Raw genomic sequence first — 23,774 nt, forward strand, 5'->3', positions numbered from 1 at the left:
GGAGGCCAGGTGCGTTATCTGATAACTTTATTTTTGAGCTTAGCGGTACTAGTCACCGCAGGTTGCGGTTTTCGTCTTCAAGGAACAACTCAAATTCCTGAGGAACTGAGAACATTGCAGCTAAGTTCAAGTGACCCATATGGCTACCTTACAAGGGCGCTTAGGGAGCAACTGCGGCTCAATAACGTGACCATTCTCGAAACGGGAAGAGCCGGTGTCCCCATTTTGAAAGTTTTGAGCTCTAATGAAAACACTGAAACTGTGTCCGTTTATCAAGATGGTAAAGCGGCAGAGAAACAATTAACACTGGTAATGAATGTGCAAGTGTTGATGCCTGATGGAGCTATCTATCCTTTACAAAGCCGTGTTGAACGCACTTTCTTCGACAACCCTTTAGAAGCGCTTGCGAAAGATGCTGAAAAAGAAATTGTAAGACAAGAAATGCAAGAACAAGCTGCACGTAATATTGTACGTAAATTATTGCTTGTTCATTCAGCAGAACTTGAGAAGGCAAAAAACCAAGCGGCTGATGCGAATACTCAACCATAATGACGCGTATCTACCCTGAACAGCTGGCCTCTTCGTTACAAGAGTCTCTAAGAGGCCGCTATTTCATATGGGGCAATGAGCCCCTTCTTCTTCAAGAAAGCCAAGATGCCATCCGCAAAGCGGCACAAGAACAAGGCTTTGAGGAACATTTTTCGTTTTCTCTTGAGCAAAATACTGACTGGGATGAAATTTTTAGTCTCTGTCAAGCTTTAAGCCTGTTTGCTAGCCGCCAAACACTCACTCTGCTGTTGCCTGAAAATGGCCCTAACGCTGCCATGGCAGAAAAGTTGAATCAACTGGCGCAGCTACTCCATTCAGACCTACTTCTTGTGTTACGCGGCCATAAACTCACGAAAGCACAAGAAAACAGTGCTTGGTTTAAAGCGATTAGCCAAGACGCCATTTATATCAGTTGCCTGACCCCTGAATATCAACGGTTACCACAATGGGTTTCTAAACGCGCCTACAGTATGCGGCTTTCTTTAGAAACCGAAGCTAACCAACTACTTTGCTATTGTTATGAAGGGAATTTACTTGGCTTAGCGCAAGCACTTGAACGGCTATCCCTTCTTTATCCTGATGGTAAACTCACCTACCCTCGTGTCGAAAGTGCCGTGAATGATTCTGCGCATTTTACGCCCTATCATTGGGTTGATGCCCTATTGGCTGGTAAATCGCGCCGTTCTTGGCATATTTTAGAGCAACTGCAACAAGAGGATGTTGAGCCCGTTATATTATTGCGCTCAATCCAACGCGATCTGATGCTGCTAATTACATTGAAACGCCAATCTGTAACAACCCCATTAAAAACATTGTTTGATCAGCACAAAGTTTGGCAAAACCGCCGAGGTGTGCTCACTGAAGCCTTACAACGCTTAACACTGCATCAATTGCAATCCGCATTAATGTTATTAACGCAAGCAGAAATCAATATAAAACAAGATTTTAGCCATTCTCCATGGCCTGACCTGCAATCACTGTCTATGCTATTATGCGGCAAAGCATTTGCAGAGAATTTTATTCATGAGTAATTCATTTTCAAAACAGCATAACTTACTAGCGTTATTCGGTGGAACATTCGACCCCATTCACTTTGGCCATTTACGCCCTGTGCAAGCCCTTGCTCAGCAAGTTGGGCTCGAAAAAGTGATCTTGCTACCAAACCACGTTCCCCCCCATCGCCCACAACCAGAAGCAACTCCATCACAACGTTTAGAAATGGTGAAGTTAGCAATACAGGATAACCCTTTATTTGCTATCGATACGCGTGAATTAGCGAAAAATAGCCCTTCTTATACGATAGAAACTCTCGCTGAACTACGTCAAGAAATTGGGCCAGAAAAGCCCCTTGCGTTTATTATTGGTCAAGATTCTTTATTGTCGATTAATAAATGGTACGGTTGGGATCGAATTTTAGATAACTGTCATCTATTAGTCTGTTCGCGTCCGGGGTATGCCACTCAATTTTCCGACCCTATAATGCAAAACTGGCTGTTAGAACATCAAACAACAGACCCGATTGCTTTAAATCAAACGGCCAATGGGTACATTTTTATTGGGGATACCCCATTGGTAAATATCTCTGCAACAGAGATCCGCGAAAAATTAAGCTCGGGCGACTCTTGTCACGAATTAATTCCAGATGCGGTTTTGCAATATATTCATCAACAGCACCTTTACCAACAATAAGGGAGCTCTCTTATTGAACAACTATTAGGATATGGCTCAAAAATAACTTGCTCCATTAAATAGCTGTCTGGGTATTGAACAAGCAATTGCTTCATCATCTCTAATGGCCTGTTTAGTGGTAAATTACCCGCTAAATAGTCATTAATCAGCCATAATAAGCGTTTTTTCTCATCTTTCGTGGCTTTATGTTTGAAATAGCCTTGCATATGGCTCAACGCATTAACTTCAATGTTTTTTGCTGGCACTGCCGCCAATATTTCCATTAAACAGGCTTTATATTGATTAAAAAAACACACAAGATCGGTACTACTTTTAATACTCGCCACTAAACGCCCTGTATACTGATAGCCAATAGGTGAATACGCCATGATGAGATATTTATGGCAACTATGAAATTGAATCATGTTGTGATGTGTTAAATCGTTATATAAACCATCTAATCTTTCTATCGTATACAATTTCGTTAAAAAGCAGTCCCACAACGCTATATCTTGTAGCTTATCATCCGTTAATATCGGAATATTCGCAGGGAATAATCCTTGTAATTTAACAAGTTGCTGTCTAGAGCAAATAATACCATTAACTTTATTTTGCATCCGCTCATGGGTGAGGTTCGTTACAAATTCAACCATAGAATTCACCTGTGGATGAATATTAGCGGATAGATGATTAATTCCTTCAAATATAAAAACTTTTGGTTTAATTATTTGCACAATACACGTCTCATTCTAAAATATTTGTCAGGAGTACAGTTTTTAGCGTTATTTTGTAAAGTTAGCACAAACTTCTTGCTCAAATGTACGGATATCCCTATAAATTTCACTCCACGATGAATAAAAAATAATTTAGCCGATTTTTCTTAAAATCTAGGGTAAAATAGCAGGGCTGTTAATATGTTTACTTTGTTATCAGCGATTATTTTATCTACAAACTACAAACAGTGTTTAACGTGATATTCTGTTTATTTGAATAAAAGGTGAACCTTTTGCAAGGAACTGAACTCCAACAATTTATTATCGATCAGCTTGATGATGCTAAAGCAGAAGATATCATTACTATCGATGTTCAAGGGAAATCAAGTATTACCGATCAGATGATCATCTGTACAGGGACATCGAGCCGCCATTTGATGTCAGTCGCTGACAGGTTAATCGAAGCTTGCCGTAAAAATGGTTTAATGCCATTAGGTGTTGAAGGGCAAGGTATTTCTGATTGGATAGTCGTCGACCTTGGCGATGCCATTGTTCATATTATGCAAGATGAGAGTCGTCGTATGTATGAATTAGAAAAGCTCTGGAGCTGAGTTTGAAATTACAGCTCATCGCCGTTGGAACAAAAATGCCGGACTGGGTCCAGACCGGCTTTATGGATTACCTCCACCGTTTTCCTAAAGATATGCCATTTGAATTAACGGAAATCCCTGCAGGAAAACGCGGGAAAAATGCAGATATAAAACGCATTCTAGAAAAAGAAGGCGAATTAATGCTCGCAGCTGTAGGTAAAGGAAATCGCATCGTCACCTTGGATATTCCAGGCGATCGTTGGGACACCCCAAAACTTGCCGTACAACTCGATAAATGGAAACAAGATGGCCGTAATGTCAGCTTATTAATCGGTGGTCCCGAAGGCCTTGCACCTGCTTGTAAAGCGGCGGCAGAGCAAAGTTGGTCACTATCACCACTAACGCTACCTCATCCACTGGTTCGTGTTCTTGTTGCCGAGAGTCTTTATCGCGCATGGAGTATTACGACTAACCACCCTTATCACAGGGAATAGTCAGGTTTAAATATGTTCAAAATGGCAATGGGATGAAAACACAACGCACCCCTTTTCGCGACCATACCGCTGAATCAGTTTTATTTATCCGCCGAGCGCTTATCGCCTTCGGTGTGATTGTCATTTTAACGTCTATTCTTGTGACCAATTTGTATCACTTACAAATTGTCCGCCACGAAGATTACCAAACACGGTCAAATGATAACCGAATCAAATTGGTGCCTATTGCACCAAGCCGTGGGATTATTTATGACCGCAGAGGGACTCAACTCGCCCTTAATAGCACGTTTTACCAGCTAGAAATCGTGCCGGAAAAAGTCAGTAATCTGCAAGAAACCTTAGATAACCTTCGTAATGTAGTAGATTTAACTGACGAAGACATTACTAATTTTGAAAAAGAGCGTAAGCGCTCACGTCGGTTTACCTCTATTGCATTGAAAACCCAGCTCAACGAAGTTCAAGTTGCTCGTTTTGCCGTTAATCAGTACCGTTTTCCCGGTTTAGAAGTCAAAAGTTACCAACGACGCTCTTACCCATATGGTTCAGCATTAACCCATGTGATTGGTTATGTGGCAAAAATCAATGACAAAGATGTTGAACGTCTTGATAAAGAAGGTTTATTACCTAATTATGCTGCTAGTCATGATATCGGTAAATTAGGTATTGAGCGTTATTATGAAGATGTCTTACACGGTAAAACCGGCTATGAAGAAGTGGAAGTGAATAGCCGCGGTCGCGTTATTCGACAATTGCATGAGCAACCACCGCAAGCAGGTCGAGATATCTACCTCACTATTGACCTTGAATTACAAATTTATATCGAAAAACTGTTAACCACCAGCCGTGCAGCCGTAGTGGTCACTGACCCACGTAATGGCGAAATTTTGGCTCTGGTATCTAATCCAAGTTATGACTCTAACTTGTTTGTAAACGGCATCTCAAATAAAGATTACCAAGCGTTATTAAATAATCCTGACAGACCGCTGATTAACCGAACAACTCAAGGGTTATATCCCCCTGCATCGACAGTAAAACCCTTTATTTCTGTTGCGGCATTAAGTGAAAAGGTCATCACACCGAATACGACCATTTTTGACCCTGGTTGGTGGCAATTGCCGGGCTCCGAAAAACGTTACCGTGACTGGAAGCGCTGGGGGCACGGCAAGCTGAATGTTTCAAAGTCAATCATTGAATCAGCGGATACTTTCTTCTATCAAGTGGCTTATGATATGGGGATTGATCGTATTTCTGAGTGGATGGGGCGTTTTGGTTTTGGTGATTATACCGGAATTGACCTTGCAGAAGAACGTTCTGGTATCATGCCGACCCGTGAATGGAAACAAAAACGCTATAAAAAGCCTTGGTATCAAGGCGATACCATTCCAGTTGGGATTGGGCAAGGCTATTGGACAGCAACACCAATTCAAATGTCAAAAGCATTAATGACATTAATCAATGATGGCCAAGTTAAAACCCCACATTTGCTTTACGGCACAAAATTGGGTAATGCCATGGTGCCTTATGAAGACAAAGAAACCAAACAAATTGGCGATATCAATTCCGGTTTTTGGGAGCTAGCGAAGCATGGAATGTACGGTGTCGCTAATGCACCGAATGGTACTGGACGCCGTAGTTTCATTGGTACCCCTTATAAAGCGGCAGCAAAATCAGGTACTGCGCAGGTCTTCAGCTATGAAACCTATAATGCCAGTAAACTTGCTGAGCACCTACGCGACCACAAATTGATGATTGCTTATGCTCCGTATGATAAACCCACGATTGCCGTTGCAATTATTCTGGAAAACGGGGGCGCGGGCCCAGCAGTCGGTGACATTGTGCGGCAAATATTTGACCACGTTCTTCTTGGTGATAACCGTACTGAAGTCGCGGTGTCAGCAACTAATGCAGGAGAAGACCGCTGATGCATAATCCTAATAATAACAATGAGCTATAAAGAATATGACAGACGATAAGAAAAAAATTTCGTTATCCACACGTCTGCATATAGATGTGCCTATGCTGCTAATTATTATCGCGTTGCTTGCATACAGCGCATTTATTATGTGGAGTGCTAGCGGCCAAGATCCTGAAATGATGGAGCGTAAATTAGGGCAGATAGCGACAGGCTTCGTCGTTATGATAGTAATGGCGCAGATCCCCCCTAGAATGTATGAAAATTGGGCGCCTCACCTGTTTATCTTCTGCGTTATTTTACTGATTTTTGTTGATGTTTTTGGGCAGATAAGTAAAGGGGCACAGCGCTGGTTAGACTTGGGTTTTATTCGGTTCCAACCCTCTGAAATTGCAAAAATTGCCGTCCCTTTAATGGTCGCTCGTTTCATGAACCGAGACCTATGCCCTCCTTCATTCAAAAATACATTAATTGCACTCGTATTGATTTTTGTACCAACATTATTAGTGGCTGCACAGCCTGACCTTGGTACCTCGATTTTAGTTGCAGCTTCAGGCCTATTCGTTTTGTTCCTTGCCGGAATGAGTTGGCGGCTTATTGCTGTTGCCGCCATTGCGCTCGCCGCCTTTATTCCACTACTGTGGTTCTTTTTAATGCATGGTTATCAAAGAGCCCGTGTCATGATGTTATTAGACCCAGAAACTGATCCACTAGGCGCTGGTTACCATATTATCCAATCAAAAATTGCGATTGGTTCTGGTGGATTAATGGGTAAAGGTTGGCTACATGGCACACAATCACAACTTGAATTTTTACCGGAAAGACATACCGACTTTATTTTTGCCGTGTTAGCAGAAGAACTTGGCTTAGTCGGTGTGCTTATTTTACTTGGTTTATACCTTTTATTGATTATTCGTGGGCTTTATATTGCTGCTAGCGCACAAAATACTTTTGGTCGGGTTATGGTTGGTGGTTTGATCTTAATCCTTTTTGTCTATGTATTTGTGAATATCGGTATGGTCAGTGGTATATTACCAGTGGTTGGTGTTCCCCTCCCTTTAGTGAGCTACGGGGGCTCCGCTTTGATTGTTTTAATGGCTGGATTCGGTATTATCATGTCGATACATACACACCGAAAATTCCTTTCCAAAAGTTTATAAAATGAGGCTTAGTATGCGTTTACAATGGATAATGCTTGGCGTCACCGCCGCGCTACTTAGTGGCTGTGTGGCAGACGAAGTTAAACAACCAGCCCAAGTGCCAACCAATGTACCCACTCAAGATGTATTAGGTGCAGAGCCTCATTATGAGCCGTATCATCCAACTGCCAATAATGATTACTCACGTAATGGTCAACAGTACCAAATCGTACGCGACCCGTCACAATTTAGCCAAGTGGGTTATGCGTCTATTTATGGTGCGGAGTCTGCAGGAAATATGACTGCGATTGGTGAACGTGTTAATCCAGTGGAATTAACTGCAGCTCACCCAACGTTACCGATCCCTAGCTATGTCCGCATCACCAACATGATGAATGGCCGGATGATGGTCGTGCGTGTTAATGATCGTGGGCCTTATACGCCAGGAAAAAGTATTGCGGTGTCACGTGCAACCGCTGACCGCCTGAATTTAATGCCAACGACAAAAATTAAAATTGATGCCATTCAAGTCGCTCAAGACGGCACTTTGTCAGGAACTGGAACCGTTGGCTCTAATTTTGTGAAACAAAGCTATGCATTGCCGGGGCGCCCGCAATTAGGTTCTGGCCCAATGGGTACCCCTGTGATGGAGAACTTGCCAACGCCAGAAAATACATTGCCCGTTCAGCAACCAAAAGAGCCGATGCAGCCTACGATGCCTGACATGAGCTTACAAACACCAACGCCACCACCAACAACAACGGAAGAAGTGGTTCCTGAGCGTGGTTTTCTCGTTCAAGCAGGCGCCATTAGTAGCCAAACCAATGCACAAAATATGCTGAATGAATTGAAAACACAGTTTAATGTTCCTGGGCGGTTACAACCCTATAATGGCATTTACCGAGTACAGTTAGGACCATTTAGTACAAGGCAACAAGCCGTTGAGGTTCAAGGCCGTTTACAGTCTGAAAAAAATCAATCGTCAATGGTCGTTGCGCCTTAGTACAACGTAGCTTTAGGTTGCTCCATTACATTTGATGCAACCTAAAGTTAGGCAATGTTAAACTGACAAAAAAATCATTGGTACAGTGCAAAAGTGGCTTTTTTCTTATCCCATTCTTTTGCTAAACTGCGCCTCCTTGTGTTAACCGAATTTCGGATGTAATGGTAAAACCATGAATAATGTCGCTCCATCACGCATCGTGCGTCATACTGTGCTGGGCTCCGCACTCCTTCTTATGACTGCTAATATTGCGAATGCTAATGAAACCTTCCCGAATACATCAATTCCTGCAGCACCTGCTATTGATGCAGAAGCTTATATCTTAATTGATTATAATTCAGGGAAAGTTCTCGCTGAAAGTAATGCCGACCAACGCCGCGATCCTGCGAGTTTGACAAAAATGATGACCAGTTATGTTATTGGTCAAGCAATTAAGTCAGGTAAAATTGGTGAAAATGATATCGTCACGGTCGGAAATGATGCGTGGGCTACCGGTAACCCGGTGTTTAAAGGCTCATCATTGATGTTCTTAAAACCTGGCGACCGCGTTAGCGTATCTCAATTAACTCGTGGTATTAACTTGCAATCAGGTAACGACGCTTGTGTTGCTATGGCCGACTACATTGCGGGTGACCAAGCCAACTTTGTTCAATTAATGAATGGCTATGTAAACAAATTAGGGCTAAAAAATACCCATTTCCAAACCGTTCATGGTTTAGATGCCGAAGGCCAATACAGCTCAGCCCGTGATATGGCACTTATTGGGCAAGCACTCGTACGTGATGTGCCTGATGAGTACGCAATCTATAAAGAAAAAGAATTTACCTTTAACAATATCCGCCAAACAAACCGTAATGGCCTATTGTGGGATAAGAGCCTTGCTGTTGATGGCATCAAAACAGGCCATACTAATGCCGCTGGCTATAACCTTGTCGCCTCCGCAACCGATGGTGATATGCGCCTGATCTCCGTTGTTATGGGAGGTAAAAGCAGCAAAGGCCGTGATGCCGAAAGTAAAAAGTTACTCACTTACGGTTTCCGCTTTTATGAAACCGTTAAACCATTACAAGCCAATGTGGATTTTGCCAGTGTGCCAGTCTGGTTTGGTGATGAAAATGAAGTAAAATTAGGTGTCACTGAAGATTTATACCTCACCATCCCACGAGGTCGCTTAAAAGATTTAAAAGCCAGTTATGAGCTATCTACAACTGAGCTAGAAGCCCCATTAACCAAAGGGCAGCAAGTCGGTACTATTAGCTTCCAACTTGATGGTAAAATTATCGAACAGCACCCTTTAGCAGTATTAAAAGATGTTGAAGAAGGTGGCTTTTTCAGTCGGTTAATTGACTATATTAAATTACTCTTCCACCGTTGGTTTGGTTAAGACTTGAAACTAAAATAAGTCATCCCCATATAGTAAATATCGAAATAGAGTAAGTATCGAAATGTTTGTTGGATGAATACATCTCATTGGCTGGTTTAATACCAGCCAATCTTTTTCAGCCAGCAGCCCAATTTAAAAATTAGGAGTGCCCATGAAAACGAAATTAGGTGAACTGCTTGAGTTCCCATGCCCATTAACTTACAAAGTCATGGGTTTGGCACAGCCTGAATTGGTTGATCAAGTGATTGAAGTGATACAACGTCATGCTCCGGGGGATTACTCTCCAGACGTAAAACCGAGCAGCAAGGGGAATTATCACTCCGTTTCTATAACTATCAATGCCACCCATATTGAACAAGTGGAAACTTTGTATAGCGAATTAGGTGCATTAGAATTAGTTAAAGTTGTACTTTAATTTCTGTAAAAATAAACTACATCCCAAAGGTTAACCATAACCGATTAAGGTGTAGTTTTTTATTTATTCTGCACTACAGAGCCTTATAATTATTTTTTCTTGCTGATAGTACAAATAAAATAAGTTTTTCATCAAAATGCCTAATGAGAAATAACTTTTCATATCAATTCCCAAACCTAAAAATATAAACGTCCCCAAATTTTTACCTTTTTCATATTTCACTCAAAAAAATCGCGTTAACATATTCATAACATGACAAAACTAGCACTCCCCCCCTACCAGCGTTATACTAAGTACTCAATTTTTTCAGGTGGATGTTAAAACATTGTCAGAACGAACGATAATCATACGTCAATTAGGCCTTGCGCCGTACCAGCAAGTATCCGATGCGATGCATCAATTTACTGAAGAGCGCACTGAAAATACGTGTGATGAAGTATGGCTAGTTGAACACCCTCGCGTATTTACTCAAGGTCAAGCAGGGAAAGCAGAGCATGTACTAGCCCCCGGTGATATCCCTGTTATACAAAGTGATAGAGGTGGTCAAGTCACCTATCATGGGCCAGGACAGCAAGTGATGTACGTGATGCTCAACTTAAAGCGCAACAAAATTGGTGTTAGAGAACTCGTCACCGCACTGGAAAATACCGTCGTGAATACCCTTGCCCACTTTAATATAGCAGCGTATCCTCGCCCTGATGCTCCCGGTGTCTATGTGAATGGCGACAAAATTTGTTCTCTTGGATTACGCATAAGGCAAGGCTGCTCTTTTCATGGTCTCGCTTTGAACATTAGTATGGATCTTGAACCCTTTAATCGCATAAACCCTTGTGGTTACAGTAAATTAAAGATGACTCAGGTTAGTGATCTTGCTCCCAATGTGTCATTATCTGATGTTCAACCTGTGCTAATTCGTCAATTCTGTGACACACTGGGATTTCATATTGTTCAATAATAATGCTATAATTTTTTAACATTTTTAAAAAATATTTTAATGAATGGATAACAGTCTTCATTTGGTTTTATTTAGAATTATCACTTATCCATCAGCATAAAAGATAACTGGAACCGTCATATTATGAGTAAACCAATTCAGATAGAACGCGGAATTAAATATCGTGACGCCGACAAAATGGCGCTGATCCCTGTCAAAAACGTTGTGACTGAACGAGAAGAAATTCTACGTAAACCTGACTGGATGAAAATTAGGCTTCCTGCTGACTCCACTCGTATTCAAGGCATTAAAGCAGCCATGCGCAAAAATGGGCTGCATTCTGTTTGTGAAGAAGCTTCATGCCCTAATCTCTCTGAGTGCTTTAACCATGGTACTGCGACCTTTATGATTTTAGGCGCTATCTGTACCCGCCGCTGCCCATTCTGTGATGTTGCTCATGGTCGTCCAAATGCACCGGATGCCAACGAGCCTGAAAAATTAGCGCAAACCATTAAAGATATGGCATTACGCTATGTCGTTATTACGTCAGTTGACCGAGATGATCTACGTGATGGCGGAGCACAGCACTTTGCTGATTGCATTAGCGCTATTCGTGAAAAAAGCCCATCGATTAAAATTGAAACACTAGTTCCTGATTTCCGTGGCCGTATGGATCGCGCATTAGAAATTTTAACCGCGACACCACCTGATGTGTTTAACCATAACCTTGAAAATGTACCACGTGTTTACCGTCAAGTTCGCCCTGGTGCTAATTATGAATGGTCTTTAAAATTGCTCGAAAAATTTAAAGAAGCCCATCCCGATATCCCAACTAAATCAGGGTTAATGGTTGGTCTTGGTGAAACCAATGAAGAAATTATCGAAGTTATGCGCGACTTACGTCGCCATGGCGTAACGATGCTTACACTAGGCCAATACTTACAACCAAGCCGTCATCACTTACCCGTCAAACGCTATGTCAGCCCTGCGGAGTTCGATGAGATGAAAGAAGAAGCCATGGCAATGGGCTTCACTCACGCAGCTTGCGGCCCATTCGTTCGCTCTTCTTACCATGCTGATTTACAAGCTAAAGGTGAGGAAGTTAAATAGCCTCCACTATTTTACGTATAAACAAAAAATGCCTGATTTTCATCAGGCATTTTTTATTGCAATAGATAAAAAAACTCGCCCTAGATAACTAGCGCGAGTTTTCAGCTGTTCGTTTTAATCTTAATTATAAAAATTACAGAGGAATAACGTTAGCAGCAGATGGGCCTTTAGCACCTTCAGTAATTTCAAATTCCACTTTTTGGCCTTCAGCTAAGGTTTTGAAACCATCGCCCATAATCGCAGAAAAGTGAACAAATACATCTTTGCTACCATCTTCTGGAGTGATAAAACCAAAACCTTTAGATTCGTTGAACCACTTAACGTTACCTTTAACTTTAGACATCAAATATTACCTTTAAAATAAAATAGACACACCATCTGTATCAAGCTCAGTACATCAGATTTCTCAGTTACTTGTCTACAACCTAGATCACGAAAATGGACTAAAAAGATAAAAAAATATTATTTATCGATAGAATAGGTTCTGATTTCGACAATAATTCTTATCAATAGCAATTATCACAACCAATAGTATTATCTATAGCTAATTATTTAGTTTTTACTTCTCATGTAAAAGTAGCCAGTCTTTGATATCTAAGCCCCCTGTATACCCCACTAATTTCCCATCATGTCCAAGTACACGATGACAAGGAACAATTAATGAGATTGGATTACGTGAGTTTGCCATGCCGACTGCGCGACAATAATTAGCTGAGCCTAACTTTAAAGCCAAATCTTTATAGCTCCAGCGTTCCCCATAAGGTATCCCACAAAGATGTTTCCAGACTTTTTTCTGAAATTCTGTACCTTGTGGATTTAATGCCACCGTAAAAACGGTTCTTTTGTGATTAAAATATTCCTTTAGTTCTTTCACACAAAGCTTCGAATGCTCATTCTTCGTTTCTTTTTCTGTTTTTTCATCAACAAAATAAAGGCTCGTTATTCCGTTGTCATCAGCCGTAATATGGACCCACGGTTTAGGAAATTTATCCGGTGTCGCTAAATATTGATGGTACATAGTATCTCCTCAAAAGGACTCAATTACCTGATTGTATATACAGTTATAGAGTAAATTATTTCCACTTTGCAATGATCTTTTTTCTTAGAGTGTCTATCTGAATCATCTAATACGATATTTTTTTATTTTCAATGTTAATAACCACCTAGCCAACAATTAGAATGATTATCATTCAATATTTCATATTCACTACATATTGTATGGTTGATAAATTTAAAATCCATATATAGTATTTATGTGTCACATGCCTTATTTTTAATGCGAATAAACATTCAAAAGGTAAATAACATGACTGAGATTACCATTTATAGTAAACCTAACTGCGTTCAGTGTAATGCTACTTATCAAGCCTTAGATCGCAAATCTATTTCCTACCAAATTATTGACCTTACTGAAGATAGCCAAGCCCTTGAACTCGTAAAAAAATTAGGTTATCAACAAGTCCCTGTTGTTATTGCAGGTGACAAACATTGGGCCGGTTTTCGACCTGACATGATTAGCCTATTAGCCGCTTAGGTGATGTCATGGAAACGGAATCACTCATCTATTTTTCAAGTCGCTCAGAAAATTGCCATCGCTTTATTGAAAAGCTCGGTATCCCTGCAACACGGTTACCTATTGGCAACCACGAAAGTAGCCTAATTGCGACAAGACCTTATGTTTTATTACTACCAACCTATGGTGGTGGTGGTACAAAAGGGGCTGTTCCAAAAGAAGTGATTCAATTTCTTAATATTGAAGGCAATCGCGCATTTATCCGTGGTGTTATTGCTGCGGGTAATACCAATTTTGGTGATGCCTATGCGATAGCTGGAAATATCATCGCGCAAAAATGCCATATTCCCTACCTATATCGGTTTGAACTTCTTGGTACTGATAAAGATGTTCAATCCGTTCAACGAGGCCTAAAAACGTTTTGGCAACGTACAAACAACTAGAGTTATTCCAAATGGATAAAATGCAAAATATATCAGATGTGGATTATCATGCGCTCAATGCGATGTTGAATTTATATGATAACGAAGGCCGTATTCAATTTGATAAAGACAAAGAAGCGGCTCATCACTATTTTCGACAGCATGTGAACCAAAACACCGTATTTTTCCATGATTTAAAAGAAAAGTTAGACTTTTTAGTACAAGAATACTATTACGAAAACAGTGTATTAGAACAATATAACTTTGAATTTATCAAAGCACTGTTTAAACAGGCATACGCACACAAATTTCGTTTTCAAACGTTTCTCGGTGCCTTTAAATATTATACTAGCTATACGCTGAAAACCTTTGATGGTAAACGCTACCTCGAACGCTATGAAGATCGCGTCTGTATGGTTGCTTTAACCCTTGCTCAAGGGGATGAATCCCTTGCTAAGTTGTATGTCGATGAAATTATTACAGGTCGTTTTCAACCTGCAACTCCCACCTTCCTTAACTGCGGTAAAAAACAACGTGGTGAGTTAATCTCTTGTTTTCTTTTAAGAATTGAAGACAACATGGAATCCATTGGTCGCTCAGTCAATTCTGCTTTGCAGTTATCCAAACGCGGGGGCGGTGTTGCCTTTTTAATGACCAATTTACGAGAGCAAGGTGCCCCAATAAAACTAATTGAAAATCAATCTTCTGGCGTTGTTCCTGTTATGAAAATGTTAGAAGATGCTTTTTCTTATGCCAACCAATTAGGCGCAAGGCAAGGTGCCGGTGCCGTTTATTTGCACGCTCACCACCCTGATATCATGCGTTTTCTTGATACGAAGCGTGAAAATGCAGATGAAAAAATACGGATTAAAACACTGTCTTTAGGGGTAGTTATTCCTGATATCACTTTCCAGCTAGCGAAAGATAACCAGGACATGTATTTGTTTTCACCATATGATGTTGAACGCACCTATGGTGTCCCTATGTCTGAAATCAGTGTGACAGACAAATACCATGAAATGGTCAATAACAAAGCGATAAAAAAATACAAAATTAATGCTCGGGAATTTTTCCAAACTTTAGCTGAAATCCAGTTTGAATCAGGATATCCGTATATTTTATTTGAAGATACCGCGAATCGAGCCAACCCTATCGCAGGGCGCATTAATATGAGCAATCTGTGCTCAGAAATACTGCAGGTTAATCTCCCTAGTGTTTATGAAGACGATTTAAGCTATCAACAAATTGGTAAAGATATTAGCTGTAATTTAGGCTCCATGAATATTGCTAAAACGATGGATTCACCGAATTTCGCTCAATCAATAGCGGCTGCCGTTAGAGCACTGAGTGCGGTTTCAGATATGAGTAACATTCGTTCTGTCCCTTCCATTGCCGAAGGTAACCGACAATCACATGCGATTGGGTTAGGGCAAATGAATTTACATGGCTACTTGGCAAGAGAACATATCTATTATGGTTCAGAAGAAGCGCTCGATTTCACCAATATCTATTTTTATGCCGTCACCTATTACGCATTAAAAACATCCAATCAATTAGCTATTGAAAGAAAAACTGCATTTGTTGGTTTTGAACATTCAACTTATGCCTCTGGTGATTATTTTGATAAATATATCAACAATATTTGGCTGCCAAAAACACAAGCCGTTCAGGAATTATTCCGACGTTCGGGTATCGAAATTCCAACTCGTGAAGACTGGCAAGCCTTAAAACAGTCTGTTATTACCTATGGAATTTATAACCAAAACTTGCAAGCGATACCTCCGACAGGGTCTATCTCTTATATCAATAATTCAACATCAAGCATTCACCCCATTGTTTCACGAATTGAAATTCGTAAAGAAGGTAAGATTGGTCGTGTCTACTACCCTGCTCCTTTCATGACGAATGAGAACTTGGAATATTACCAAGATGCTTACCAAATCGGGCCTGAAAAAATTATTGATACTTATGCCATGGCAACTCAGCACGTTGACCAAGGTTTATCTTTGACTCTATTTTTTAAAGATGATGCCACCACGCGAGATATTAACCGAGCGCAAATATATGCTTGGCGAAAAGGAATCAAGACATTGTATTACATCCGATTACGCCAAACTGCCCTCGAAGGAACTGAAGTCGAAGGCTGCGTATCTTGCACTTTGTAATAGGAAAATATTATGACCACCAGCACATCTAGCACACCAGTAAAAGCCATTAACTGGAACCGTATTCAGGATGATAAAGACTTAGAAGTATGGAACCGATTAACAAGTAATTTTTGGCTTCCCGAAAAAGTGCCATTATCTAATGATATTCCTTCTTGGAATACTTTAACTGCTGCAGAAAAACAGCTAACAATACGTGTATTTACTGGCCTTACCCTGCTAGATACGATTCAAAATACAGTGGGTGCGCCTTGCTTAATGCCAGATGCACAAACACCTCACGAAGAAGCCGTTTTATCGAACATTAGCTTTATGGAAGCAGTACATGCGCGCTCTTATAGCTCAATATTTTCAACTCTCTGTTCAACGATTGATGTTGATGATGCATACCGCTGGAGTGAAGAAAATATTGCATTACAGAATAAAGCTAAGATCATCCTATCTTACTATTGTGATTCACACCCTTTAAAGAAAAAGATCGCAAGTGTCTTTTTAGAATCATTTTTGTTTTATTCGGGTTTCTATTTACCAATGTATTGGTCAAGTAGAGGAAAGTTAACCAATACCGCAGATCTTATACGTTTAATTATTCGAGATGAAGCCATACACGGCTATTATATTGGCTATAAATTTCAAAAGTCATTATCCCAATATGATGAAAATACTCAGAAAGAAATTAAGGATTTTGCTTTTTCATTATTATTCGATTTATATGAAAATGAAGTGAAATATACACAAGAACTTTATGACACAGTAGGTTGGTCGGAAGATGTCAAAAAATTCCTTCATTACAATGCCAATAAAGCATTAATGAATTTAGGTTATGAAGCCTTATTTCCTGATACCGTCACCGATGTAAGTGCAGCGATATTATCGGCTTTATCTCCTGATGCAAATGAAAATCATGATTTCTTTTCGGGCTCCGGTTCATCTTATATTATTGGTAAAGCAGTCAGTACCGAAGATGATGACTGGAACTTCTAATTGAACTGTTAATTTAATTTATCAATAAGAATCACTCACAACCAAATCCATACCATGATGAATTATAATAATTTTATTTGTCATGGTATTTTTTCGCTCAAAAAACAGCCGAATTAATTCGTTTTTTATATGTATATCTGTTTAATTGCTCATTTTTAATGAGTTAATCTGGCAATTATTTTTAATTCAATCAATTATCACCTTATTTTACATAAATTTATTTAATGAATTTGATATTAATTTCTATTTTTTCATCTATCAACCAAGCATTTATTCCACATAAAAATCGAATAAAATCGGCAACTCGCATATTGATTAAATTAGTGTGAATTATTTTCAATTAAATTCAATCCCAACAGTAAGTTAACTTTAATATAGAAACTATAAAAGCTATCATCATATAACTTAACATCGTTTTTATTTACATTAATCGCATCACATTTCATCTCTATTATTTTTGATTAATTATACTTAACCTAGGGTTGTCAGCTGATTTTATTATGCTAGGGTTTATTGCTTGCAAATTTTACTAATAACTCAAATGGAGAAATTTGAATTTAATCCATAATTAACTAACCCATTAAACCGAATACAGGAATCTCTGCCCTAATAATTTTCAAAGGATAATCATAGATAGGAAACATAATGTTAACTATCACTATAGAATTCATCACTTTCAATATAGGTAATTTGTCTTCCTTGTTGATTGAAAATTGGGTAAATAATATATGGCAATAAAATTACAAGTTAAAAATTTATATAAAATATTTGGGGACAATCCTGATCAAGCATTTAAGCTATTAGAGTCAGGTATGAATAAAGATGATATCTTTGAAAAAACAGGCCTTACCGTAGGTGTTCAAGATGTTAATCTGACGATTGAAGAAGGCGAAATCTTTGTTGTCATGGGACTTTCTGGCTCAGGAAAATCGACCTTGGTGCGCCTCCTCAATCGCCTGATCGAACCGACCAGCGGGCAAGTCATGATAGATGGAGAGGATATTTCCAATATTTCAGACAAAGCACTGCGCGAAGTTAGGCGAACAAAAATTAGTATGGTGTTTCAATCCTTTGCGCTGATGCCACATATGAACGTGATCGATAACACTGCTTTTGGTATGGAACTTTCTGGCATTCCAAAAGAAGAACGCCATAAAAAAGCCATGAGTGCGCTTGAGCAAGTTAATCTTGAAAAATGGACTAATTCATACCCAGATGAGCTCTCTGGTGGGATGCGTCAACGTATCGGGTTAGCCAGAGCGCTAGCTAATGACCCTGATATTCTGTTAATGGACGAAGCGTTCTCCGCTCTCGACCCACTCATTCGTACTGAAATGCAAGATGAATTGCTATCCTTACAAGGGGATAAACAACGCACGATTGTCTTTATTTCTCATGATCTTGATGAAGCTATGAGAATTGGCGACCGTATTGCCATTATGCAAGGAGGCGTTGTCGTTCAAGTCGGCACACCTGATGAAATTCTCAATAATCCAGCAAATGACTATGTTAAGACCTTCTTCCGCGGTGTAGATATCAGCCAAGTATTCAGTGCGAAGGACATTGCACGCAGACGGCCTAATGCACTATTGCATATCGCACCGGGTTTTGGCCCTCGTTCAGCGCTAAAAGTCCTCAACGATGAAGACCGCTATCACGGTTATTTAATTTCTCGAGGACATACCTTTGCCGGTGTGGTTTCTGTTGAATCCTTAGAAAAAGCACTCCATGAAAAAGCTGGTATTGAAGCTGCAATATTAACTGATATCGAGCCAATTCAAGGTGATACATCCTTAAATGAAGTTATTTCTACCGTGGCACAAGCCCCTTGTGCTGTTCCGGTTATTAACGAAAAAAACCGCTATTTGGGCGTAATTTCAAAAGGAATGCTGTTACAGGCGCTGGATAAGGAGACACCAAATGAGTAAGCAGAATCAAGAAGCAACGAATACCCAACAAGACCCGTGGGCGGATACTGAAGCCACGAATACGCCAACACAAGGTACTGAGAATATACCGGCGGATGACCCATGGGCAGCAACAAGCTCTAGCGAAACAAATACCGCTGGGGATGATCCTTGGGGAAATGCATCAGACACAACCACACCTGCTGACACCAGTTCAAGTGATTGGCTTGATGCCACTCCAACAGATAGCATCATCCCCGATCAGTTTAATATTATGGATCCCTTCCAGCACACACTGATCCCTCTTGATTCGTGGGTTGCACATGCTATCGATTGGGTAGTACTTAACTTTCGTCCTGTATTCCAAGGAATTCGTGCCCCCATTGATTTTATTCTAAGTGGGTTTGAACAATTCCTCACCTCGCTACCATCCCCTGTTGCCATTATCATTTTCGCATTACTCGCTTGGCAATTAGCAGGACGCGCGATGGGGGTGGCCACATTTGTTTCGATGATAGCCATCGGAGCAATTGGTGCTTGGTCAGAAGCCATGGTGACTCTGTCTCTGGTTCTCACTTCTTTGCTGTTTTGTATTGTCATAGGATTGCCTCTGGGTATTTGGCTGGCACGTAGTGATAGAGCCGCTAAAGTTATTCGTCCATTACTTGATGCGATGCAAACCACACCAGCATTCGTCTATTTAGTCCCGATTGTTATGTTATTTGGTATCGGTAATGTACCTGGTGTTGTCGTCACTATTATATTTGCTTTACCGCCCATCATTCGTTTGACCATTTTAGGGATCAAACAAGTTCCAGCTGATTTAATTGAAGCCGCTGAATCATTTGGTGCAAGCCCTCGCCAAATGTTGTTTAAAGTGCAATTACCATTAGCGATGCCAACCATTATGGCTGGGGTCAACCAAACCTTGATGTTAGCACTGTCAATGGTCGTTATCGCTTCAATGATTGCTGTTGGGGGCTTAGGCCAAATGGTCTTACGGGGTATTGGTCGACTTGATATGGGGCTCGCATCTGTCGGAGGGGTCGGTATTGTTATTCTAGCTATCATCTTAGACCGTTTTACCCAATCTTTAGGGCAAGATACTCGTGGCAAAACATCATGCCGCTGGTACCAAAAAGGGCCTATTGGGTTAGTTATGCGCCCATTTTGTAAAAAAAACCATTAATCAAAACATCCTCCATTCACCTGAGTGCCATTCATATGGCACCTAACTTGGCACTTAGCATGAAAGCCAAGCTCGCTGCGAAAAAACAGAGGGAACAATATAATGAAACATAAAATCATTCTTGCATCTGCACTAACAGCCATGTTTGCCGTTCCATTTGCCGGTGCTAACGACCTGCCGGGTAAAGGAATCAAAATTAACCCAGTGCAAAGCACGATCAGTGAAGAAACATTCCAAACACTGATTGTGGCGAAAGCCCTTGAAGAACTTGGCTATGATGTTCAGCCTATCAAAGAAGTCGACTATAACGTAGCTTACGCATCCATTGCGAACGGCGATGCGACTTACCTAGCCACCAGCTGGGTTCCTTTACATAACGCACAATATGACGCTGCTGGCGGCGATAATGTATTCTATCGTCAAGGGAATTATGTTGTTAATGCGGCTCAAGGCTACCTCATCGACAAAAAAACGGCTGAAAAATACAATATTACCAATGTTGAACAACTCAAAGATCCTAAAATTGCCAAGCTCTTTGATTCAAATGGCAATGGTAAAGCGGATTTAACGGGATGCAACCCAGGTTGGGGCTGTGAAGCGGCCATCAATAACCATTTAAAAGCCTATGACCTAGAAAAAACGGTCGACCATAACCAAGGTAACTATGCGGCGATGATGGCTGACACCATTACCCGATATAAAGAAGGTAAGCCTATTTTATATTATACGTGGACGCCTTATTGGATAAGTGATGTCCTCAAGCCGGGTCGTGATGTAGTTTGGTTAGAAGTGCCATTCTCTTCAATGCCAAATGGTGAAAAAACAGACACCACATTACCTAACGGAAAAAATTATGGTTTCCCACCAAATACCATGCATATCGTCGCCAATAAAAAATGGGCTGCGGATAACCCAGCAGCAGCAAAATTATTTGAAGTGATGAAGCTACCTATTGCCGATATCAATGCACAGAACTTAAGAATGCATAATGGTGAAGCCTCACAATCGGATATTCAACGCCACACAAATGCGTGGATCAAAGCCCATCAATCCACTTTTGATGGTTGGGTAAAGGAAGCGCAAGCAGCCGCTAAGTAAAAATAAACAAACCGATTAATAACCTCAGCCACCCTAACCGGTGGCTTTTTTGCATCAATGACAAAAAGAAATAAACCAAGGTAATAAATTTTGTTTATAGTAGTCACCTAGCTAATAATAGGTAATCCTCATGAAACAGACCCAAACTGCAGAGCTGACAACGGGCCTCACTATTTTAATGGCCATTGCCACTGGCCTTGTCGTTGCCAGTAATTACTATGCTCAACCGCTTTTAGAGACCATTGCGGGGCAGTTTAATTTAACAACCAATATGGCTGGGTTTATTGTCACCGCCGCCCAACTCGGTTATGCCGCAGGTTTACTATTTTTAGTCCCTTTGGGCGACTTATTTGAGCGTAAACGCTTAATTTTAACCATGACCTTTCTTTCTGCATTAGGGTTATTAATTACAGCGCTTTCAAATAATATTTGGCAAATCCTTTTAGGTACCGCCCTTACAGGGCTATTTTCTGTTGTTGCACAAGTTCTGATCCCTCTCGCGGCATCTATTGCTAAGCCACATAAACGAGGCAAAGCGGTAGGAATGATTATGAGTGGTTTATTGCTAGGTATTTTACTTGCGAGAACTGTATCGGGTGCTGTTGCTATGGTCGGTGGCTGGCGTGCTATCTATTGGGTGGCCTTTGCGCTATTGATGCTATTAATGATTGTTCTAGCCATTAAACTTCCACGTTATCATCAAAAAACTAACTTAAACTACTTTCAGCTGATTTGCTCTATTGGCCGGCTATTTTTCGGCACTCCAGTGCTCGCGGTACGCGCTTCTCTCGGTGCACTATCATTTGCTAATTTTGGTTTACTTTGGACCGCAATGGCTTTCTTGTTAGCCAGCCCGCCATTCAATTATTCCGAAGGGACTATTGGTTTATTTGGCTTAGTCGGTGCTGCAGGTGCACTTATGGCTTCCCAAGCAGGGCATCTTGTCGATAAAGGAAAAGGAAAGCGCATTACGACTATTGGATTGGTATTATTACTATTGTCCTGGATACCTATCGGCTTAGCTAAATATTCCCTCGTTGCATTTATCATTGGTGTATTAGTGTTAGACCTTGCAGTGCAAGCCGTCCATGTCACTAGTCAGAGTACGTTATATCGTATATTACCAGAAGCTCGTAACCGCCTAACCGCTGGCTATATGACCAGTTATTTTATTGGAGGCGCTCTAGGGTCTCTCCTTTCAGGTTATGCCTATGAACATGCGGGTTGGGAGGGTGTTGCGGTTGCAGGTGCAATCTTGACCACCATAAGTTTAATTATTTGGTCTATAGGGATTCGCTTTGATCCCGTCATCACCACAACTGATGACTAAATATGACTCATACCGATATCAATACGTTTTTAGATAAAAATTAATGAGCCCACACATCAATATATAAAAAGTTATAATGCATTAAAAATATACGGTTCAATTTTATCCATCCAATACGTTGAATATTGAATAAATAAACAGCCCATCACAGAACTGATAGTTATCAACTGTAATAGTAAACAAAGTAAATATTAGTGAATGACACAGTTAAACAAATACAATGACTCGATAAAAAGGTAGTATTCCTGTTAATAAATTAAATTACTGTTTCATCAAATAATGTTTTAATTATACAAAAATAAGTAATTACACCTACGCATTGAAAATATCTATCTAACTTGTAATTATTGGGTAACTAAAAAATGGTATTGAGTTAATGTCATGTGATTATATATTGTTTTGTATGATTGGAATTAGCCTTTAATTTAGTATTAGGTTGGTTGTTTTATAGTCAAAATTAACGCACTCTGAGTGAAATAGTCGATAGGCTATGCTAAAACTGGCGAATTACATTCATAAAATTTATGAATCATGTATCATTATCAAAATAAAATCGGCGATATTAATTAAGTATAATTGCTAATTCTATCTTTTAATATACCATTTAGATGGTTGATGACAGTTGTAATCTTACCAACTGAAACTAATAAGGTATCCCAATAATGGAAAGTTCATTTACACCGACTGAAGAGCTACTCAATGCTCGTGTAGAACAACAAGATTCACATGAAAGTCCTATTCCGTATCAAGAAATTCTGCTAACACGCTTATGCATGCATGTTCATGGAAAATTACTTGAAACTCGGAATAATATGTTAAGGTCTCAAGGTATCAATGAAACACTGTTTATGGCACTCATGATCCTTGATACAAAAGACTCCCGCAGTATTCAGCCATCTGAACTCAGTGCTGCTCTTGGTTCCTCAAGAACCAATGCGACACGAATTGCAGATGAACTGGAAAAAAATGGTTGGATTGAACGCAAAGAAAGTCACAACGATAGACGTTGCCTTCATCTACACCTCACAGAAAAAGGGACTGAATTTTTAAATGGTCTATTGCCACCTCAACACAGCGCATTAATTGATATTTGGTCTGTTTTAGATACTGATGAAAAACAACAGCTTGACACGCTGATGCGTAAATTACTGACAAAACTAGATACTATAAAAGATTGACCACAGAAATTGTAAGGTTAATGTATTTGAGCCATTCTTTAGCTCAAAGCTGAAAAAATACTTTTCAGCCAATAATA

24 protein-coding genes are annotated in these 23,774 nt (G+C 40.1%); 21 read left to right on the top strand and 3 right to left on the bottom strand.

All coding sequences use genetic code 11. The features are described 5' to 3' along the window. Window positions 1–9: 9 nt before the first annotated feature. The 3 genes from lptE to nadD are packed head-to-tail and all read left to right on the top strand — an operon-like array spanning window position 10 to window position 2,238. Window positions 10–549: an LPS assembly lipoprotein LptE gene (gene lptE / locus PR725_RS19925; protein ID WP_004908937.1), complete on the top strand. Its 540-nt coding sequence runs from the start codon at window positions 10–12 to the stop codon at window positions 547–549. Next, window positions 549–1,580, top strand: coding sequence for a DNA polymerase III subunit delta (gene holA, locus PR725_RS19930; RefSeq protein ID WP_209101141.1), 1,032 nt, complete (start codon window positions 549–551; stop codon window positions 1,578–1,580). The genes lptE and holA overlap by 1 nt, the downstream gene beginning before the upstream one ends. Then, the gene (nadD, locus tag PR725_RS19935) at window positions 1,573–2,238 is read left to right on the top strand and encodes a nicotinate-nucleotide adenylyltransferase (RefSeq protein ID WP_109913207.1); all 666 of its coding nucleotides are present in this window, start codon (window positions 1,573–1,575) and stop codon (window positions 2,236–2,238) included. The genes holA and nadD overlap by 8 nt, the downstream gene beginning before the upstream one ends. Here the strand turns inward: nadD and PR725_RS19940 are convergent. Then, window positions 2,226–2,870: a DUF1722 domain-containing protein gene (locus PR725_RS19940; RefSeq protein ID WP_227024187.1), complete on the bottom strand. Its 645-nt coding sequence runs from the start codon at window positions 2,868–2,870 to the stop codon at window positions 2,226–2,228. The two genes, nadD and PR725_RS19940, sit on opposite strands and share 13 nt — an antisense overlap. Before the next feature lie 344 nt (window positions 2,871–3,214). Here PR725_RS19940 and rsfS point away from each other — a divergent pair, with 344 nt between their 5' ends. The 9 genes from rsfS to lipA all read left to right on the top strand — a co-directional run bounded on the left by rsfS (window position 3,215) and on the right by lipA (window position 11,911). Further along, entirely contained in the window at window positions 3,215–3,541 is a 327-nt protein-coding gene (rsfS, locus tag PR725_RS19945) for a ribosome silencing factor (protein WP_080641496.1), read from the top strand. Window positions 3,542–3,543: 2 nt separating this feature from the next. After that, complete coding sequence (gene rlmH, locus PR725_RS19950; protein WP_004908925.1) at window positions 3,544–4,014, top strand: 23S rRNA (pseudouridine(1915)-N(3))-methyltransferase RlmH; 471 nt, start codon at window positions 3,544–3,546, stop codon at window positions 4,012–4,014. Window positions 4,015–4,046: 32 nt separating this feature from the next. Beyond that, window positions 4,047–5,936, top strand: coding sequence for a peptidoglycan DD-transpeptidase MrdA (mrdA, locus tag PR725_RS19955; RefSeq protein ID WP_004908921.1), 1,890 nt, complete (start codon window positions 4,047–4,049; stop codon window positions 5,934–5,936). Between the two features lie 37 nt (window positions 5,937–5,973). Further along, entirely contained in the window at window positions 5,974–7,086 is a 1,113-nt protein-coding gene (gene mrdB / locus PR725_RS19960; protein WP_109913209.1) for a peptidoglycan glycosyltransferase MrdB, read from the top strand. Between the two features lie 13 nt (window positions 7,087–7,099). Then, the gene (gene rlpA / locus PR725_RS19965; RefSeq protein ID WP_196723913.1) at window positions 7,100–8,068 is read left to right on the top strand and encodes an endolytic peptidoglycan transglycosylase RlpA; all 969 of its coding nucleotides are present in this window, start codon (window positions 7,100–7,102) and stop codon (window positions 8,066–8,068) included. A 172-nt stretch (window positions 8,069–8,240) separates the two neighbouring features. Continuing rightward, window positions 8,241–9,452, top strand: coding sequence for a D-alanyl-D-alanine carboxypeptidase DacA (gene dacA, locus PR725_RS19970; RefSeq protein WP_109913210.1), 1,212 nt, complete (start codon window positions 8,241–8,243; stop codon window positions 9,450–9,452). A 151-nt stretch (window positions 9,453–9,603) separates the two neighbouring features. Next, window positions 9,604–9,867 carry a DUF493 family protein YbeD gene (gene ybeD, locus PR725_RS19975; protein WP_004908910.1) on the top strand — a complete coding sequence of 88 codons (264 nt, stop codon included), beginning with the start codon at window positions 9,604–9,606 and terminating at the stop codon, window positions 9,865–9,867. Window positions 9,868–10,258: 391 nt separating this feature from the next. Then, window positions 10,259–10,822: a lipoyl(octanoyl) transferase LipB gene (gene lipB, locus PR725_RS19980; RefSeq protein WP_442959443.1), complete on the top strand. Its 564-nt coding sequence runs from the start codon at window positions 10,259–10,261 to the stop codon at window positions 10,820–10,822. A 123-nt stretch (window positions 10,823–10,945) separates the two neighbouring features. Next, window positions 10,946–11,911, top strand: coding sequence for a lipoyl synthase (lipA, locus tag PR725_RS19985; RefSeq protein WP_004908904.1), 966 nt, complete (start codon window positions 10,946–10,948; stop codon window positions 11,909–11,911). A 133-nt stretch (window positions 11,912–12,044) separates the two neighbouring features. On the opposite strand, the gene cspE is transcribed toward lipA, so the two are convergent. Continuing rightward, a complete protein-coding gene (gene cspE, locus PR725_RS19990; protein ID WP_004257099.1) occupies window positions 12,045–12,254 on the bottom strand; it encodes a transcription antiterminator/RNA stability regulator CspE in 210 nt (69 codons plus the stop codon). A gap of 216 nt (window positions 12,255–12,470) precedes the next feature. Continuing rightward, entirely contained in the window at window positions 12,471–12,929 is a 459-nt protein-coding gene (locus PR725_RS19995) for a methylated-DNA--[protein]-cysteine S-methyltransferase (protein ID WP_004908893.1), read from the bottom strand. Window positions 12,930–13,217: 288 nt separating this feature from the next. On the opposite strand from PR725_RS19995, the gene nrdH reads away from it, so the two are divergent. The 9 genes from nrdH to mprA all read left to right on the top strand — a co-directional run bounded on the left by nrdH (window position 13,218) and on the right by mprA (window position 23,697). Next, on the top strand, window positions 13,218–13,445 hold the full coding sequence (nrdH, locus tag PR725_RS20000; protein WP_210840372.1) for a glutaredoxin-like protein NrdH: 228 nt from the start codon (window positions 13,218–13,220) through the stop codon (window positions 13,443–13,445). A gap of 8 nt (window positions 13,446–13,453) precedes the next feature. Further along, window positions 13,454–13,867, top strand: a complete 414-nt coding sequence (nrdI, locus tag PR725_RS20005) for a class Ib ribonucleoside-diphosphate reductase assembly flavoprotein NrdI (protein WP_115167758.1) — start codon at window positions 13,454–13,456, stop codon at window positions 13,865–13,867. An 11-nt stretch (window positions 13,868–13,878) separates the two neighbouring features. Further along, on the top strand, window positions 13,879–16,011 hold the full coding sequence (nrdE, locus tag PR725_RS20010; RefSeq protein ID WP_272570197.1) for a class 1b ribonucleoside-diphosphate reductase subunit alpha: 2,133 nt from the start codon (window positions 13,879–13,881) through the stop codon (window positions 16,009–16,011). Between the two features lie 12 nt (window positions 16,012–16,023). Continuing rightward, entirely contained in the window at window positions 16,024–16,995 is a 972-nt protein-coding gene (gene nrdF / locus PR725_RS20015; protein ID WP_004908884.1) for a class 1b ribonucleoside-diphosphate reductase subunit beta, read from the top strand. Window positions 16,996–17,723: 728 nt separating this feature from the next. Next, a complete protein-coding gene (gene proV / locus PR725_RS20020) occupies window positions 17,724–18,923 on the top strand; it encodes a glycine betaine/L-proline ABC transporter ATP-binding protein ProV (RefSeq protein WP_272570199.1) in 1,200 nt (399 codons plus the stop codon). Next, on the top strand, window positions 18,916–20,091 hold the full coding sequence (proW, locus tag PR725_RS20025) for a glycine betaine/L-proline ABC transporter permease ProW (RefSeq protein ID WP_109913279.1): 1,176 nt from the start codon (window positions 18,916–18,918) through the stop codon (window positions 20,089–20,091). The genes proV and proW overlap by 8 nt, the downstream gene beginning before the upstream one ends. 102 nt (window positions 20,092–20,193) lie before the next feature. Then, a complete protein-coding gene (gene proX / locus PR725_RS20030; RefSeq protein ID WP_109913278.1) occupies window positions 20,194–21,189 on the top strand; it encodes a glycine betaine/L-proline ABC transporter substrate-binding protein ProX in 996 nt (331 codons plus the stop codon). A gap of 130 nt (window positions 21,190–21,319) precedes the next feature. Beyond that, on the top strand, window positions 21,320–22,519 hold the full coding sequence (locus PR725_RS20035) for an MFS transporter (protein WP_109913277.1): 1,200 nt from the start codon (window positions 21,320–21,322) through the stop codon (window positions 22,517–22,519). 662 nt (window positions 22,520–23,181) lie between these two features. Then, window positions 23,182–23,697, top strand: coding sequence for a transcriptional repressor MprA (mprA, locus tag PR725_RS20040; protein ID WP_109913276.1), 516 nt, complete (start codon window positions 23,182–23,184; stop codon window positions 23,695–23,697). Window positions 23,698–23,774 lie beyond the last annotated feature (77 nt).

This window comes from Providencia sp. PROV255 (genome assembly GCF_028478065.1).
Lineage (GTDB): Bacteria > Pseudomonadota > Gammaproteobacteria > Enterobacterales > Enterobacteriaceae > Providencia > Providencia rettgeri.

Bases quoted from the DNA above. Each gene is read 5' to 3' on its own strand.
- holA (WP_209101141.1), top strand. From the start codon at position 549: ATGACGCGTATCTACCCTGAACAGCTGGCCTCTTCGTTACAAGAGTCT.
- nadD (WP_109913207.1), top strand. From the start codon at position 1,573: ATGAGTAATTCATTTTCAAAACAGCATAACTTACTAGCGTTATTCGGT.
- PR725_RS19940 (WP_227024187.1), bottom strand. From the start codon at position 2,870: ATGGTTGAATTTGTAACGAACCTCACCCATGAGCGGATGCAAAATAAA.
- mrdA (WP_004908921.1), top strand. From the start codon at position 4,047: ATGAAAACACAACGCACCCCTTTTCGCGACCATACCGCTGAATCAGTT.
- mrdB (WP_109913209.1), top strand. From the start codon at position 5,974: ATGACAGACGATAAGAAAAAAATTTCGTTATCCACACGTCTGCATATA.
- rlpA (WP_196723913.1), top strand. From the start codon at position 7,100: ATGCGTTTACAATGGATAATGCTTGGCGTCACCGCCGCGCTACTTAGT.
- dacA (WP_109913210.1), top strand. From the start codon at position 8,241: ATGAATAATGTCGCTCCATCACGCATCGTGCGTCATACTGTGCTGGGC.
- ybeD (WP_004908910.1), top strand. From the start codon at position 9,604: ATGAAAACGAAATTAGGTGAACTGCTTGAGTTCCCATGCCCATTAACT.
- lipB (WP_442959443.1), top strand. From the start codon at position 10,259: ATGCATCAATTTACTGAAGAGCGCACTGAAAATACGTGTGATGAAGTA.
- lipA (WP_004908904.1), top strand. From the start codon at position 10,946: ATGAGTAAACCAATTCAGATAGAACGCGGAATTAAATATCGTGACGCC.
- cspE (WP_004257099.1), bottom strand. From the start codon at position 12,254: ATGTCTAAAGTTAAAGGTAACGTTAAGTGGTTCAACGAATCTAAAGGT.
- PR725_RS19995 (WP_004908893.1), bottom strand. From the start codon at position 12,929: ATGTACCATCAATATTTAGCGACACCGGATAAATTTCCTAAACCGTGG.
- nrdH (WP_210840372.1), top strand. From the start codon at position 13,218: ATGACTGAGATTACCATTTATAGTAAACCTAACTGCGTTCAGTGTAAT.
- nrdI (WP_115167758.1), top strand. From the start codon at position 13,454: ATGGAAACGGAATCACTCATCTATTTTTCAAGTCGCTCAGAAAATTGC.
- nrdE (WP_272570197.1), top strand. From the start codon at position 13,879: ATGGATAAAATGCAAAATATATCAGATGTGGATTATCATGCGCTCAAT.
- nrdF (WP_004908884.1), top strand. From the start codon at position 16,024: ATGACCACCAGCACATCTAGCACACCAGTAAAAGCCATTAACTGGAAC.
- proV (WP_272570199.1), top strand. From the start codon at position 17,724: ATGGCAATAAAATTACAAGTTAAAAATTTATATAAAATATTTGGGGAC.
- proW (WP_109913279.1), top strand. From the start codon at position 18,916: ATGAGTAAGCAGAATCAAGAAGCAACGAATACCCAACAAGACCCGTGG.
- proX (WP_109913278.1), top strand. From the start codon at position 20,194: ATGAAACATAAAATCATTCTTGCATCTGCACTAACAGCCATGTTTGCC.
- PR725_RS20035 (WP_109913277.1), top strand. From the start codon at position 21,320: ATGAAACAGACCCAAACTGCAGAGCTGACAACGGGCCTCACTATTTTA.
- mprA (WP_109913276.1), top strand. From the start codon at position 23,182: ATGGAAAGTTCATTTACACCGACTGAAGAGCTACTCAATGCTCGTGTA.